Here is a 14298-nt window from a genome sequence, read left to right as displayed (position 1 = left end):
ATGGCTGCGAAGGGGTTCCCGCTCGCTGCGATGGCCGGACGGCTCAACGAGGCGGCTTGCGAACTCCCCTTTGCCAGGCCAGTGGGCGAAGTGCGCGCCGTGGGCCCATCATCCATCGAAGTCGCCGGCCTTTCACGGTGGCTGCGGCTGGGCTCTCTCGTGGAGATCGCGGGCGCGGAGGCGCCTCAGCTCGCCGAGGTGATCCGGCTCGACCACGTTCTCGCGTATCTCAAGCCGTTTGACGCTCGTGCCGGCGTGGCGCTCTCCGACGTCGCCTATCCGCGGGGAGAACTCCTCTATCGCCCGCATGAGAGCTGGCGCGGCCGCATACTCGATGCGCTGGCCCGCCCTGCGGATGGTGGAGAGCCGCTCCGCCAGGGCGATCGCGCAATCGGCGTCACGGCTGCGCCGCCACGCGCCATGTCGCGGCGCATCGTCGCGAGCGGCATCGTCACGGGTGTGCGGGTGATCGACGCCTTCACTCCGGTCTGCCTTGGCCAGAGGCTCGGCGTCTTCGCCGGCTCCGGCGTCGGCAAGTCGACGCTGCTTTCCATGCTGGCGCGGGCGCGTGCGTTCGATTGTGTCGTCGTGGCGCTGGTGGGAGAGCGCGGCCGGGAGGTGCGTGAGTTCGTGGAGCATACGTTGGGCGAGGCTGCGCGGCAGGCCATTACCATCGTGGCGACGGGAGACGAGAGTGCGATGATGCGTCGGCTGGCGCCGCAGCTCGCAACCGCACTGGCCGAGCACTTCCGTGACCAGCGCCAGAACGTGCTGCTCGTCATGGATTCGGTCACACGTTATGCGCATGCCTGCCGCGAGGTGGCGCTCTCTGCGGGCGAGCCGCCGGTGGCGCGCGGCTACCCGCCCTCCGTCTTCAGCGATCTTCCACGACTTCTCGAGCGGGCGGGCCCCGGAGGGCAGGATCAGGGGACCATCACCGGAATCTACGCCGTGCTGATCGATGGCGACGACCACAACGATCCAGTGGCCGATGCGGTGCGAGGCACGCTCGACGGGCATGTCGTGCTCAATCGCGCGATTGCCGAGCAGGGCCGCTATCCGGCCGTCGACCTCCTCGCGTCGCTGTCGCGTCTGGCACAGCGGGTGTGGACGGAGGACCAGGCAAAAGCGGTACGGGAACTCCGGCGCCTGGTTGCGCGCTTCGAGGACACGCGCGACCTGAGGGCGCTCGGAGGCTATGTCCCGGGCGCGGATCCCGAACTCGACCGCGCCGTCGAGGTCGTGCCGAAGCTTTACAAGACTCTGGCGCAGTCGGCTTCCGATCCGCCCTCTCCGGATGCCTTCCGCGACATTGCAACGGGTCTCTCAGCCAGCCTCTGAGTTTCGCGTGACGATCTGGTAACCGAGGTAGCGCTTGGTATCGATCGGGTCATAGCCGAGGGCCTGGCGCAGCTTCTTGCGAAGCTTGCTGATGTGAGATTCGACGACGCTCTCCTCGACGTCCTCGTCGAACAGGCCGTAAACGGCATTGAAGATCTGGTTGCGGGTGACGCGGCGGTTCCTGTGTGCGACCAGGTACTCGAGAATTCTCCGCTCGCGGCGCGGCAGGGCCATCACCTGTCCAGCCACTTCGGGATCGCGTCCGTCATTGAAGACGCGAAGATCGCCGAGGTCGGTCGGCTTGGACTCCGAGGTGATTCGCCGGCGGATTGCGCCGATCCGGGCGATGATTTCCCGCGCATGGATCGGCTTGCGGAGGACGTCGTCGGCTCCCGCTGCGAAGAGCTTCAAGGTCGATTCAAGCCCGCTCGAATCATTCAGTGCGATGGCCGGTGCTCCGGAGCGGGTCTTGATGGCGCGAGTCACGGTTTCGCGGCGGTCGAAGTCGCCGAGAATGAAAGCCTCCACCGCGGCGAGGTCCGGGCCGCTCGTCGAATGAAACCAGCTGTCGAAATCGACGGGCCTGAAGCTTGCCGCGGAGACGCCCTCGCGGCCAAGGCTGGCGCGGTAGGCGTCGGTCACATCGGTACGGTCATCGACGAGAATAATCATGTGCAGTCTGCTTTCCGTGTCTGAGGCGCCGGACTGGCCGGCGTTTCTTCGAGTTGACGGAGAGCAGTTTCAAGAAGATATAGTTAATACTCAGTTAATGTCGTTGTTTTTCAATAGCTTATACTTCGTTACATTCAATAAAGCAGCGTGCATGGCATTAAGTTTGGCCAATCCATTCCAGTTTCGTCCGGTTTATACATGATGGCTATAGACTTACACTTGGTGCAAGCGGGTGAACATTGGTCAATATGTAGCGATGCCCGTTATGCGAGTAAATACGAGGGTTGCACCTTATGCGCGAGTCACCTACAAGAAATGTACCGCAGAGGGGGAGAATCACATGACCGAGAGTCATCTTCAGGAGGGCCTTGCGCCCGAACCGAATGGAGACGTCGCGCCGCAGGACGGCTTCCTGTTCATAGGGGAACTGGCAAAACTCACCGGTGCCGATCCCAAGACGATCCGTTTCTACGAGCGGGCGGACCTCATCTCACCTCCCCGCCATGGGCGGTTCCGCACCTATCTGGCGAGCGACGTCCGGCGTCTCAGGAACGTGCTGACGCTGCGCCGGCTCGGTGTTCCCATCGCCCAGATCCGCGACATTCTCGATGTGCTGGCCCCCGAGGAGGACGTCCTCGCGAGCGACAAGGCGGTAAGCCTGCTGCGCCAGCATCTGGATACGCTCCGCAGCCGCCAGCAGGAACTGAGCCAGCAGATCGAGAAGACCTCCTCGGCACTCGAGAGCCTGGTGGCCTGAGACGTCTCGTCAGACGATACCCGCCGATGTGGATTCGACCGGCGGGCGTTCTCTCGTCTTCGCCGCCCGGTAGCCGCTCTCGCGGTAGAGCGAGAGGGGGTCGATCGCACCACCCTTGCGGCGTCGTGCCTCGGCCAGGATGGGCGAGACATCGGTGATGAAGGCCTGCTTGATGAGGCGGTGGCCTCCCATTACGTCGCTGATTTCCTGCGCGGCATCCAGGGCAGCGCGATCGACGAGGGAGGCCTGCACGAAGGCGCGCTGAATCTCGACGGCGGAGGCCATCAGGCTCTCGATGGGGTCGGTCACATTGTGGGACTGGTCGATCATGTAGGCTGGGGCGAAGCCCTCGGCCTTGCGCAATTCCGCGTCCACCAGCTCGTTGAAGACGAGAAACAGGCGGAAAGGGTCGATGGAGCCCGAATCAAGGTCGTCATCGCCGTACTTCGAATCGTTGAAGTGAAAGCCAGCGAGCTTCCCTGCCCGAATCAGCCGCGCCACGATCTGCTCGATGTTCGTGTTCGGCGCATGGTGGCCGAGGTCGACGAGACAGCGTGCCTTGGGGCCGAGCTCCAGGGCCGCCATGAAACTCGATCCCCAGTCAGAAATCACGGTCGAGTAAAAGGCCGGCTCATAGAGCTTGTGCTCGAGAAAGACGAGCCAGTCTCGGGGCAGTGCATCGTAGATCAGCCGGAGCGATTCGACGTAGCGGTCGAAGGCGGCATTGAGGTTCAACTGGCCAGGAAAGTTGGAGCCATCGGCAATCCAGACGGTGAGCGCGGTCGAGCCGAGCTGCCGTCCGATCTCGATGCATTCGAGATTGTGTTCCACCGCCTGCCTGCGCGTGCCCGCATCGACATGGGTGAGGGAGCCGAACTTGTAGGAGAGGGGCTGCGCCTTCTGGTCCTGGAAGGTGTTGGAGTTGACGGCATCGAAGCCCAGCTCATGGGAGGCGGCCTCCTGCCTCAGCGCATTGTAGTCGCTCACCTTGTCCCAGGGAAAATGCGGCGAGACGGTGGGTGTGGCGCGCGTTAGCTGGTTGATGACGCCGCAATCCTCCAGCTTGTCGTGAATGTGGCGCGGCTCCCCGGGGCCCGGAAAGCGCGCGAACCGGGTGCCGCCTGTTCCAACGCCCCATGTGGGAACGGCAACCGCGAAGCCCATCGCCCGCTCCGTCACTTCCTCGATCGGGATGCCGCGCCGCGCGAGCTGCCGGCCGAGGGCATCGTAATCCTCGGCCAGTGCCTCCTCGAGCCTCGCGTTCGCCGTGCCGATCACATCAGCAGAGATCGCAAAACTCATCATGTCACCTTGTGAAGGATGCGGCATTGCCGGCATCAACGTTGAGGAAGTTGCCGGTGGACTTGCTGGAGAGATCGGATGCGAAGAAATAGACGCCCTCGGCGATGTCTTCCGGAAAGACGGAGCGCTGCAACAGCGAGCGCTTGCGGTAATGTTCCTCGAGCTCGTCCTCGGTGATCTTGAGGGAGGCGGCGCGCTGCTGGCGCCAGGGTCCCTGCCAGATCTTGGAGCCCCTGAGCACCGCGTCCGGATTCACCACATTGACGCGTATGCCGTAGGGCGCGCCCTCGAGCGCCATGCAGCGGGCCAGGTGAAGCTCCGCCGCCTTCACCGCGCAATAGGCCGAAGCTCCGGGGGAGGCCGCGACGGCATTCTTCGAACAGATGAACACCATGGAGCCGCCCAGATTCTGCCGCTTCAGCAGGCGGTAGCCTTCACGCCCGACGAGGAAATATCCCGTGCCCATGACCGCCTGGTTCCTGTTCCACAGATCGAGCGTGGTGTCCTCGACCGGCGCCGAGATGGTGATTCCGGCATTGTTGACGACAATGTCCACGCCGCCGAAGGCCAGCGCCGTCTCGTTCATGGCGGCGGTCACGGCCTCCTCGGACGTCACGTCCATCTTCACGCCGCGCACGTTATCCCTGCCATAGATCTTGGCGAAGCCCGAGGTCACCTCGTCGAGCGAGGCCTGGTCGATGTCGGCGAGGACGACACATGCTCCCTCGGACAGGAACTTGGAGGCGATGGCGGAACCGATGCCACCTGCGCCGCCGGTGATGAAGGCGACCCTGCCGGCAAGGCTCTTGGGCTTTGGCATGCGGGCGAGTTTTGCCTCTTCGAGCAGCCAGTATTCGATGTTGAAGGCCTCCTGCTCCGGCAGGCCCTTGTAGGCCGAAACGCCGGAAGCGCCGCGCATCACGTTGATGGCGTTCACATAGAACTCCGCCGCGATGCGCGCCGTGGCCTTGTCCTTGGCGAAGGACAGCATGCCGACGCGCGGCACCAGGTAGATCACCGCATTGGGATCGCGGATTGCCGGCGAATCAGCATGCCTGCAGCGTTCGTAATAGGCCGCGTAACCGGCGCGGTAGCCCTCGATCAGCGTGTCGAGAGCCGCGCCGTCCGCATCATGCGGCACGATCAGTGGCCTGATCTTGGTACGCAGGAAATGATCCGGGCAAGAGGTGCCGAGCGGTGCCAGCTCTTCCAGCATGTTCGAGTTCACGAATTCGAGCACTTCGGGCGAATCGACGAAGTGGCCGATCTTGCGTTCGTGCTTCGAGATTCGGCCGCGGATCTCGGGCAGCAGCCGGAGCGCTGCCGCACGGCGCTCCCTCTCGGGCAGAGCTTCGACCTTCGAGCCACGGAAGGCCGGCTTTGCGCGGTTCCGCTCCAGCCAGTGGGCGGCCTTGTTGATGATGCGCAGCGTGGTGTCGTAGCACTGCTTCGACGTCTTCCCCCAGGTGAAGAGACCGTGGCTCCCCAGCACCACGCCCACGAACTGCGGGTTGTTCCTCGCCATCTCGCCGAGCTTGATGCCGAGGTCGATGCCGGGGCGCTGCCAGGGGAGATAGCCCATCTCGTCGCCGAAGATTTCCTTCGTCAGCTTCTCGGAATCGGCGGAGGCCGCGATGGCGATCACTGCGTCGGAATGAACGTGATCCACGTGGGGGTAGGGCACATAGCCGTGGAGGCAGGTGTCGATCGACGGGGCGCGCGGGTTCAGGTCGAAGATGCAGTGGTTCAGCGCGTGCACCATCTCGTCTTCCTGGTCGAGGCCCCTATAGAGCGTCTTGAGGGATTCGAGCTTGTCCATGTAGAGCGTGGCGAAGCCGTCCAGCTTCATGGATCCGATGTCGCCGCCCGAGCCCTTCACCCACAACACCGTCACGGGGGCACCCGTCAGCGGGTCCTTCATCACCACCTTGGCGGAGGTGTTGCCGCCGCCGAAATTGGTGATGCGCAGGTCCGCGCCCAGCAGGTTGGATCGATAGAGGAGGAGGCCGGGCTCGTCCAGCGTGGCGGCCTTGGCATCGTCCCAGAGGGAGGGAACGGTCACGGAATTGCTCATGGAGCTCTCACTTTCAAAACGAAGGGGCGCGCCGAATCTGCCCGGCGCGCCCGCAGTTGGGATGATCAGAAGTCGAACTGGCCGATATTGTCCTTGTTGAAGACATAGGGCGCGCCCAGCAGGATTTCCGAGCCGTTGATGACCTGGAGATCGCCGAGCTTGCCCGCCTTCACCGAGGTGGCTCCGGGCTGCAGCGTGCCGTCGGCCACTGCGCGCAGCACCTGCATTGCGGCATAGCCGAGGTCCACCGGATTCCACAGCACGACCGACTTGACGCAGCCCTTCTCCACATAGGGCTTCATGGCGTTGGGTGTTGCAAGCCCAACGACCGCGATGGAGCCGCACTTGTTGGCTTGGGTCACGGCCTCTGCCGAAGCAGGCGTTGCCACGGAGGTCATGCCGAAGATGCCCTTCAGTTCGTCGCCATACTTGTTGATAAGAGTGGTCGCCTGGTTGAAGGACAGGTTGTTGTCCTCCTGGGCCTCGACCGTCTCGAGCCACTTCAGCTTCGGATGGCACTTCTCGGCATAGGCCGCCATCTCGGCGATCCAGCGCGCCTGGTTCGGCGTGGTGAAGGTCGAGGTGACGATGGCGATTCCGCCTTCGCCGCCGATCTCGGCGGCCATGGAATCGACGAGCGACTTGGCGATGCCGTTGAATTCGGCCTGGTTCACGAACCACTGGCGGGCGTCCGGCGTCGAGTTGGCATCGTAACCCACAACGTTGATGCCCTTCTCCAGCGCCTTCTTCAGGACGGGCGCGATCGCCACCGGATCGTTGGCGGCGAACAGGATGCCGTCGACGCCCGAGGTGATGTAGTTGTCGATGAAGGTGATCTGCTCGTCGATGTTGGCTTTGGTCGGGCCGTCAGTCTTGGCGTCGACGTTGCCGAGCTCCGCCGCGGCATCGGCGATGCCCTTGGAGGTGGCGTTGAAGTAACCGATGCCAATCAGCTTCGGCACGTCGACGACCGTGATCTTCTTGCCCTTGCGGGCTGGCGGGTTCGTCGGAACGCCGCCGTCGTAGGGCTTGGCGGCGGCGGCGGCTGGCGTGCCGTCGCAGGCGAGCGGGCTCGTGGGCTGGTCGTCGCCGCCCGTCCAGGCCGATTGCGCCAGCGCCGATCCGCTCATGAGGCCAAACCCCAGGAGGGCGGCGAAGGTCAGTTTCTTCATGTCGTTCACTCCCATGTTAGGTCTTCGTGCTCACAGGCGGGTGAGCCGGCGAAGACATCCTCCCGAAGTCAGCCGCCTCTGTTTCTGTCGAACAGCGCGCCTACCAGGATCGCACCGATCAGGACCAGACCGATGACGACGATGGTGCCGTCGCCCTTCACCCCCGAAAGCGCCAGGCCGTTCTTCAGCGCCTGGATCAGGATCAGCCCAAGCACCGTCCCGATGATGGTGCCGCGCCCGCCGAAGATCGAGGTACCGCCGAGAACGACCCCGGTGATCACGTCGAGTTCGAGGCCCGTGCCCATGTCCGATCGTGTCGTCGTCACGCGCGAGACGAAGATCACTGCGGCGAGCGCTGCGCAAAAACCTGCCGCGGTGTAGATCCAGAGCTTGGTCGCGTTCACGCGAATGCCCGAGAATCGCGCCGCGGTCTCGTTGGCGCCCGTCGCATAGGTGGCGCGCCCGAAGGGCGTCATGCCCAGGATCACGGCGGCGAGCAGGGTCGCGAGCCCGAGAACCCAGAGCTGGAAGGGGACGCCAAGCACCTCGCCCTGGCCGAAGAAGAAGAACCACTCGGGATAGCCCCGCACCGAGCGCGCCTCGCTGATTCCCTCCGCGAGGCCGCGGTAAAGCGCCATGGTCGCCAGCGTCGCGATCAGCGGTGGCACGCCGAAGCGGGTGATGATGAAGCCGTTGATCCATCCGGCGAAGGTGCCGCAGGCGAGCGCCAGCATGATGGCGGCGGGAAGCGGCAAACTCAGGTTCTTCCAGAACACGCCCAGCAGGATGGCCGTGAGGCCGAGGATCGAGCCCACCGACAGGTCGATGCCGCCCGTCACGATCACGAAGGTCATGGCGAGCGCCACGAGGCCGACCTCGGCCATCAGCCGGCCCTGGTTCAGCAGGTTCTCGGGCGTGAAGAACCGGTCGGACAGCGAGGCGAGCACGGCAAGTGCGATGACGGTGAGCACCGCAAGGATCGTCTCGTGCCGGAGGAGTTTGGCGGCGGTCATTTCGCCCTCCGGCGGCGCGCCATGTCGGCCAGCACCGTGGCGAGGATCATGAGGCCCAGCACTGCGCGGAGCCAGTAGGCGGAGACGTTGAGGAAGATCAGCGCCGAGCCGATGCAGGCGAACAGAATCGCGGCGAGGGTCGATCCGATCACCGTGCCCGTGCCACCGAGGATCGAGACGCCGCCGATGACGGAGGCCGTGATGACGGTGAGCTCCAGGTTCGGCGGCACGGTGGACTGGATCACCTGCAATTGCGTGGCGAACAGGATGCCGGCGACGCCGGCGAAGAAGCCGTGCAGCGCGAAGACGCCCACCACGGTGCGCTCGGCGCCGATGCCGGCGGCGCGTGCTGCCTCGATGTTGCCGCCGACGGCGTAGATCGAGCGCCCGAAGTCGGTGTAGCGCATGAACAGGGCGGCGAGGATGGTCAGCACCACCATGAAATAGACCGCGGAAGGAATGCCGAAGGGCCGCATCTGCGCGATCATGAATTCGGGCGGCATGTTGGAGATCCACTCGCCCGCCGTGATGCTGATGAGCCCGCCCTTCAGGATCGACAGCATGCCGAGCGTCACCACGATCGAAGGGATGCGCGTGTAGGCGACGAGCGCTCCCACGCCCGCGTTCACGGCCACCGCAAAAAGGACAGGAACGCTCCAGGCGACCCACACCGGGTAGCCCGAGACGGCGAGCGTGCCTGCGATGGTCGCGATGACGCCGATCAGGGCGCCCACCGAGACGTCGATGTGGCCGGCGACGATGATCATCGACATACCGATGGCTGCGATGGCGATATAGGCGTTGCCGGCGAAGATCGAATTGATGTTGGTGTCGGAAAGAAAGCGCGGGTTTATGGCACCCACCACGATGAAGAGCGCGATGATCGAGAGGAAGACCACGATCTCCTGGCCGTAGCCGCCGAGGAAGCGCTGCAGGCCGGAGCGCCCGGGAGAGGCCGCGAGTGCGGTCATGCCGCCTGCTTCCGCGTCTCGCTGCGGGTCATGGCGGCGCCGACGGCCTCCGGCGTTGCCGCGGGCCTTTCGAACTCCGCGACGATGCGGCCCGCGTTCATCACCAGCACGCGGTCGCTCATGCCAAGCACTTCGGGAAGTTCGCTCGAGATCATCAGGATGGCCATGCCCTCGCCGGCGAGCCTGCGCATGAGGAGGTGGATCTCCGCCTTGGCGCCGACGTCGATGCCGCGCGTCGGCTCGTCCATGATGAGGATGCGCGGGTTGGTGGCGAGCCACTTGCCCAGGACCACCTTCTGCTGGTTGCCGCCCGAAAGCTGGCGGACCGGCTGAGCGGGTCCCTGCGCGCGGATGCCGAAGCGCTTGATGGCGCCGAGTGCTTCCGCCGTGACGCGCGAGGCGTCCACGAAAATGCCGCGCATCAGCCGCTTCAGGTTGGCGAGGGCAATGTTCTCTTCGATCGACTGGGCGCGAATCAGGCCCTGGTTGCCCCGGTCCTCCGGCACATAGGCGATCCCCAAGTCGCGCGCAGCCTCCGGGCTCGCGATGGAGACGGGCTTGCCATCGACAAGGATCTGGCCCGCAGTGGCAGGCGTGATGCCGAAGACGGTGAGCGCCGTCTCGGTGCGGCCCGAGCCCACGAGGCCTGCGAGGCCGAGGATCTCGCCCTGCCGGAGCTTCAGCGAGACGCCGCGCACCACATTCCTGCAGGAGACGTCCCTCAGTTCAAGGATGACATCCCCATCCTTCCCCTGCTTCGCCGGGTAGAGCCTGTCGATGGCGCGGCCGACCATCATCGAGACGAGCTGCGCCTCGTCCACCTCGGAAACCTGTTTCGTCGCCACGTGATTGCCGTCGCGCAGCACGCTTACCCGGTCGGCGAGGGCGAAGATTTCGGGCATTCGGTGGCTGACATAGACGATGGAGACGCCCCTGGCGCAGAGATTGCGCACGATGGCCATCAGCCGCTGTACGTCATGCTCGGCGAGCGCCGCCGTTGGCTCGTCCATGATCAAAACCCGGGCATCCTGTGCCAGCGCCCGGGCGATCTCGATCCGCTGGCGATTGCCGACAGACAGGTTCGCCACCTTCTGGTCGATGTCGAGGTCGCCGCTGTCGAGAGCGTCGAGCAGCTCGCGCGCCCGGCATCGCATTCGCTGCCAGTCGATGGTGCGGAGCGCCGTCTTGGGTGTCTGGCCGAGGAAGATGTTCTCGGCCACGGTGAGTTCCGGGAAGAGCAGCAGCTCCTGGTGCACGGTGGCGATCCCCGCCACATGCGCGTCGCGCGGCGAGGCGAAGCGCACGGGGCGGCCATTGACCAGGATTTCCCCCTCGTCTGCCTGGTGGAGCCCGGCCATGATCTTGATGAGGGTGGATTTGCCAGCACCGTTCTCGCCCATCAGCGCATGCACCTCGCCCGGGCGGATGTCGAAGCTCACGGCGTTCAGAACCCTGACCCCGGCAAAGGATTTGGAGACGGCGCGGAGTTCGATGGAGGGGCCAGCCGCCTCCGCCGCAGCGCTCTTCGCTGTTCCGCTTGCCATGGCTCCGCTCCCATTCCCGGCCTGTTTACAGTGCACGGGCAATGAGCAATAATAAACATCCGTGATCAAAAAGCGTCAAGTGAGTTAGTTGGTGAGCATCTGGTGATTTCTGCAATGCACAAATGATCAACTTCACTCACACAGGGTGCAACCGGCGATGAGCGAGCGCGAGCGCCACAAGCGCATGCTGGACATGCTGCGCGACCGCCCTTTCGCCTCGGTGCGGGATCTCGAGGCGGTGGTGAATGCTTCGCCCGCCACCATCCGCCGCGACATCGCCAAGCTGCATGCCGCCGGCGCGGTGCGCAAGGTGTTCGGCGGCATTGCAGCGGCCGAGACGGGCGGCCCCCTCGACCGCGTCACGGCGCGGCCCTTCACCGAGAACCAGATGCTCGGGGTCTCGGCCAAGAAGGCGATCGCGCAGGAAGCCGCGGCGCTGGTGAAGGACGGCGATGCGCTCATCATCCACGGCGGGTCCACCTGCTATCTCTTCGCGCTGCTGCTCGCCAACCGCAACGTGAGGATCTACACCAACTCGATGCCGCTCGCGGCCACACTGTGGCAGAACGGCAGCTGCCACCTGACGCTCGCGGGTGGAGACCTCTATCGTGAGCCTGGGATCGTTTTCTCACCACAGGCCGGACCACCCGAGTTCTACGCTTCGAAATTCTTCCTCGGGGCGCAGGCGATCACGCCCACCGGGATGCAGGAATCCCATCCACTCGTCGTGCGCGAGACGGAGCTCTTGCTGCAGCGCGCGGACGAGGTGATCGTTCTGGCCGACAGCCGCAAGTTCGGCATGCGCGCGCGCAACCCCATCATGCCGCTCACGCGCATCGGCACGCTGATCACCGATGACGGCCTGACCGATGCCAATCACAGGATGCTCACCGACGCCGGAATCCGCGTCATCATCGCGCGCCCGTCAGGTGAAATTTCCTGAGCTCCGTCAAAACTTGGCCGGGTTTCTGGCTATAACCCGATGCCATGCAGAGACTGCTTCTCCTCCTCGCTCTCCTCCCAGCGCTCCTCGCCCTCCCCGTTCCGCCCGCCGTCGCCCAGACGCTCGGAACGAGCCAGTTCAGGATCGAGTGGCAGGTCGTCAACCGCTTCCGGATGTTCAAGGACGCGGAATTCTTCAGGCTGCACGAGAATGCCTGGCGGCAGTATCTCCTTCACGTCGACAACCAGGACATGGCCTCGGACGAGCGCGATTCCTTCGTTGCCCGCACCTCGGTCATCGGGTCCGAGCACGTCCTCAACGACCGCTACATCGCCTTCAGCAACATCCTGCGGAAGAACTTCGACTGGCGCGGCTGGGCGGCCCGGGGGCATGAGGGGCTCTGCTACGACAGCGAAAAGCGCAGCCACACGGCGTGCGGCGGCATCGATTCCTATGTCACGCCGGAAAACCACCAGATCGAGATGTGGATCGCGGGCCAGGGGGCAGCGGTGCCTGCGACGGCAGTCTGCGAATGGCGGATCGGCGGGAAGCTTGTGGCGGAATCCTCCTGCGCGGAGCGGGTGAGCGGGCGGGGCATCGAACTCCCCTGGCCGGGTGGAGCGGAAATTTCGGTCAACGTGGTGGGCGAGCCGCCGATCATCACCGAGGCGCGGGTGAAGGACCTCCTGATCGCGGGGCTCGGGGACAGCTTCGCTTCCGGCGAGGGCAATCCCAACATTCCGGTGACGTTCTCGGAGGTGCGGCGCTACCGCAGCCTCTATCCGCAGCGCAAGCGCAACGATGGATATGGCGGCGCGGTGTGGACCGATCCGCTCTGCCACCGCTCGCTCTATGGCCAGCAGCTCCGGGCTGCGCTGCAGATCGCGGTCGAGAACCCGCAGGCGTCCGTCACCTTCCTCGACTATTCCTGTTCCGGCGCCGGCATCGTGGACGGCATCCTCGGGCCCCAGACCTATGTCGAGCGCATTGCCAGCGGCGAAAGGGCCGGACAGGCTCCCGCGCGTCCGCTATCCGGCGGCGAGAGGGATTCGCAGCTCTACCGGCTGATGCGCGAACTCTGCCGGGAGCGGCCGGAGTTCAAGCGGGGCGTTCCCGCCTGCCCCGGGAACACATTCCGCCGGCCGCTGGATTTCGTCTTCCTGTCGGTGGGCGGCAACGACATCGGCTTTTCCAACATCGTCGCATGGGCCTCGCTGCGCGACAATGCCTCGGCCAGCATCGCGAGCTTCTTCGGCGCCACCGTGAGCGCGGACGAGTTCACGCGGCGCATGCGCGACATCCTTCCCGATGCCTATGCCCGGCTTGCCGCCGCGCTGGAGGCAACGGTTCCCGCCGCTTCGGCGGCCGATGGCGTGTTCGATCCCTCGCGCATCGTGCTCACCGCCTATCCCGATCTCGTCACCGATGAGACCGGCGGCATCTGCCAGGCTGCGCCGTCGGATGCCGAGGCGGAGGACCGCTATGCCGCGAACCAGTCACTGGACATGTTTTCCTCCTGGCTCACGGCACGCAACTCGCGCCTCAAGGCGGTGCGCCAGCAGTTCTCAATTCTCCACAAGCGCATGCGCGACCTCGCCGGCGACCATGGCTGGACCTTCGCGGGGCGGATCTATGCCGACCGCATGTTCGAGGGTCATGGCTTCTGCGCACGCAACCTGCGCCGCATCTCGGACCCCGCCGAGCAGCTGATGATCCCATGCTTCGGCTCGGCCGATCGCGATACACAGACTTGCCAGCCCAACTTCTCGGCGGAAGAGGGACGCTGGCGGCCTTACAACCCGGCCACGGAAAATTTTCCCTATGCTCTGAGGCAGCGCTGGGTACGGACGTTCAACGACGCCTACATGGTGGTGAACCAGAAGGTGACGGACCGCTTCGGAAAGATCGACGAAAAGGCCTCGGCGGCGGTCTTCTCGGAAACGACCGGCGCGCTCCACCCCTCAGCCGAAGGCCATGCCGCGATGGCGGACAGCCTGATGCTGACGCTCCGCCCGATCCTCTACGAGCTGCTTTACGGCGAACCCTGAGCAGGCTTGCGAAACAGGATCAGCACCTGACCGAGCCGGATGCCCCACTTGCTCACCGTGGAGCGGTTGAGCACCGCCCCTGCCCCGGCATCGTAGAAGACGTCATCGAAGCGCAGCGCCAGCTTGCGGCTGCCGACGCGCACCAGGAGTTCTGACTCGAGCGTCGCGCAGCCCTTGAGGAAGCGGCCGCGTGCCTCACCAGTTGAATCCTCGCAGCGGCCGGCGAATCCCTCGCCAGTGCCACGTGTCAGAGTCCAGACGCGCGTCTGGCGCTCGCCGTCGTCGAACAGGAAGCGTTCATCGAGGACGAGTGCCGAGCCTCTGGCGCGGCCTGTCAACTCGACCGCGAAGCGGCGTTTGATCCTGCCTCGGCGATCTTCGAAGACGCCGACGGCGGTGGTGGTTCCCTCGAAATAGGACAGCAGATCGAAGGCGGCGGTTTCATTGCGTTTGAGCATGCG

The 14298-nt window shown here is 64.9% G+C and carries 12 protein-coding genes; 4 read left to right on the top strand and 8 right to left on the bottom strand.

What is annotated here, in order from left to right; all coding sequences use genetic code 11:
• Positions 1-30 precede the first annotated feature (30 nt).
• On the top strand, positions 31-1341 hold the full coding sequence (gene fliI / locus ACK4HL_RS01925) for a flagellar protein export ATPase FliI (protein ID WP_409756552.1): 1311 nt from the start codon (positions 31-33) through the stop codon (positions 1339-1341).
• On the opposite strand, the gene ACK4HL_RS01920 is transcribed toward fliI, so the two are convergent.
• Entirely contained in the window at positions 1327-2013 is a 687-nt protein-coding gene (locus ACK4HL_RS01920; RefSeq protein ID WP_409756202.1) for a response regulator transcription factor, read from the bottom strand. The genes fliI and ACK4HL_RS01920 overlap by 15 nt on opposite strands.
• A gap of 340 nt (positions 2014-2353) precedes the next feature.
• Between ACK4HL_RS01920 and ACK4HL_RS01915 the strand changes: the two genes are divergently transcribed.
• Complete coding sequence (locus tag ACK4HL_RS01915) at positions 2354-2770, top strand: MerR family transcriptional regulator (RefSeq protein WP_409756200.1); 417 nt, start codon at positions 2354-2356, stop codon at positions 2768-2770.
• A gap of 9 nt (positions 2771-2779) precedes the next feature.
• On the opposite strand, the gene rhaI is transcribed toward ACK4HL_RS01915, so the two are convergent.
• From rhaI to ACK4HL_RS01885, 6 genes are all read right to left on the bottom strand, one after another.
• Positions 2780-4075, bottom strand: a complete 1296-nt coding sequence (rhaI, locus tag ACK4HL_RS01910; protein WP_409756198.1) for an L-rhamnose catabolism isomerase — start codon at positions 4073-4075, stop codon at positions 2780-2782.
• Position 4076: 1 nt separating this feature from the next.
• A complete protein-coding gene (locus ACK4HL_RS01905) occupies positions 4077-6146 on the bottom strand; it encodes a bifunctional rhamnulose-1-phosphate aldolase/short-chain dehydrogenase (RefSeq protein ID WP_409756196.1) in 2070 nt (689 codons plus the stop codon).
• Between the two features lie 65 nt (positions 6147-6211).
• Entirely contained in the window at positions 6212-7318 is a 1107-nt protein-coding gene (locus tag ACK4HL_RS01900) for a substrate-binding domain-containing protein (RefSeq protein ID WP_409756194.1), read from the bottom strand.
• A 68-nt stretch (positions 7319-7386) separates the two neighbouring features.
• Entirely contained in the window at positions 7387-8331 is a 945-nt protein-coding gene (locus tag ACK4HL_RS01895) for an ABC transporter permease (RefSeq protein WP_409756192.1), read from the bottom strand.
• Positions 8328-9302 carry an ABC transporter permease gene (locus ACK4HL_RS01890; RefSeq protein WP_409756190.1) on the bottom strand — a complete coding sequence of 325 codons (975 nt, stop codon included), beginning with the start codon at positions 9300-9302 and terminating at the stop codon, positions 8328-8330. The genes ACK4HL_RS01895 and ACK4HL_RS01890 overlap by 4 nt, the downstream gene beginning before the upstream one ends.
• The gene (locus ACK4HL_RS01885) at positions 9299-10846 is read right to left on the bottom strand and encodes a sugar ABC transporter ATP-binding protein (RefSeq protein ID WP_409756188.1); all 1548 of its coding nucleotides are present in this window, start codon (positions 10844-10846) and stop codon (positions 9299-9301) included. Before ACK4HL_RS01885 ends, ACK4HL_RS01890 begins: the two co-directional genes overlap by 4 nt.
• 157 nt (positions 10847-11003) lie before the next feature.
• Here ACK4HL_RS01885 and ACK4HL_RS01880 point away from each other — a divergent pair, with 157 nt between their 5' ends.
• Both ACK4HL_RS01880 and ACK4HL_RS01875 read left to right on the top strand, forming a co-directional pair.
• Entirely contained in the window at positions 11004-11789 is a 786-nt protein-coding gene (locus ACK4HL_RS01880; RefSeq protein ID WP_409756186.1) for a DeoR/GlpR family DNA-binding transcription regulator, read from the top strand.
• 44 nt (positions 11790-11833) lie between these two features.
• Entirely contained in the window at positions 11834-13837 is a 2004-nt protein-coding gene (locus tag ACK4HL_RS01875) for an SGNH/GDSL hydrolase family protein (protein ID WP_409756184.1), read from the top strand.
• On the opposite strand, the gene ACK4HL_RS01870 is transcribed toward ACK4HL_RS01875, so the two are convergent.
• Positions 13822-14295: a DUF3833 family protein gene (locus ACK4HL_RS01870; protein ID WP_409756182.1), complete on the bottom strand. Its 474-nt coding sequence runs from the start codon at positions 14293-14295 to the stop codon at positions 13822-13824. The two genes, ACK4HL_RS01875 and ACK4HL_RS01870, sit on opposite strands and share 16 nt — an antisense overlap.
• Positions 14296-14298 lie beyond the last annotated feature (3 nt).

This window comes from Aestuariivirga sp. (genome assembly GCF_046294715.1).
In the GTDB taxonomy this organism is placed as follows: Bacteria; Pseudomonadota; Alphaproteobacteria; order Rhizobiales; family Aestuariivirgaceae; genus Aestuariivirga.
The sequence above is the reverse complement of the archived record's forward strand: the minus strand, read 5'-3'. Positions and strand labels throughout refer to the sequence as shown.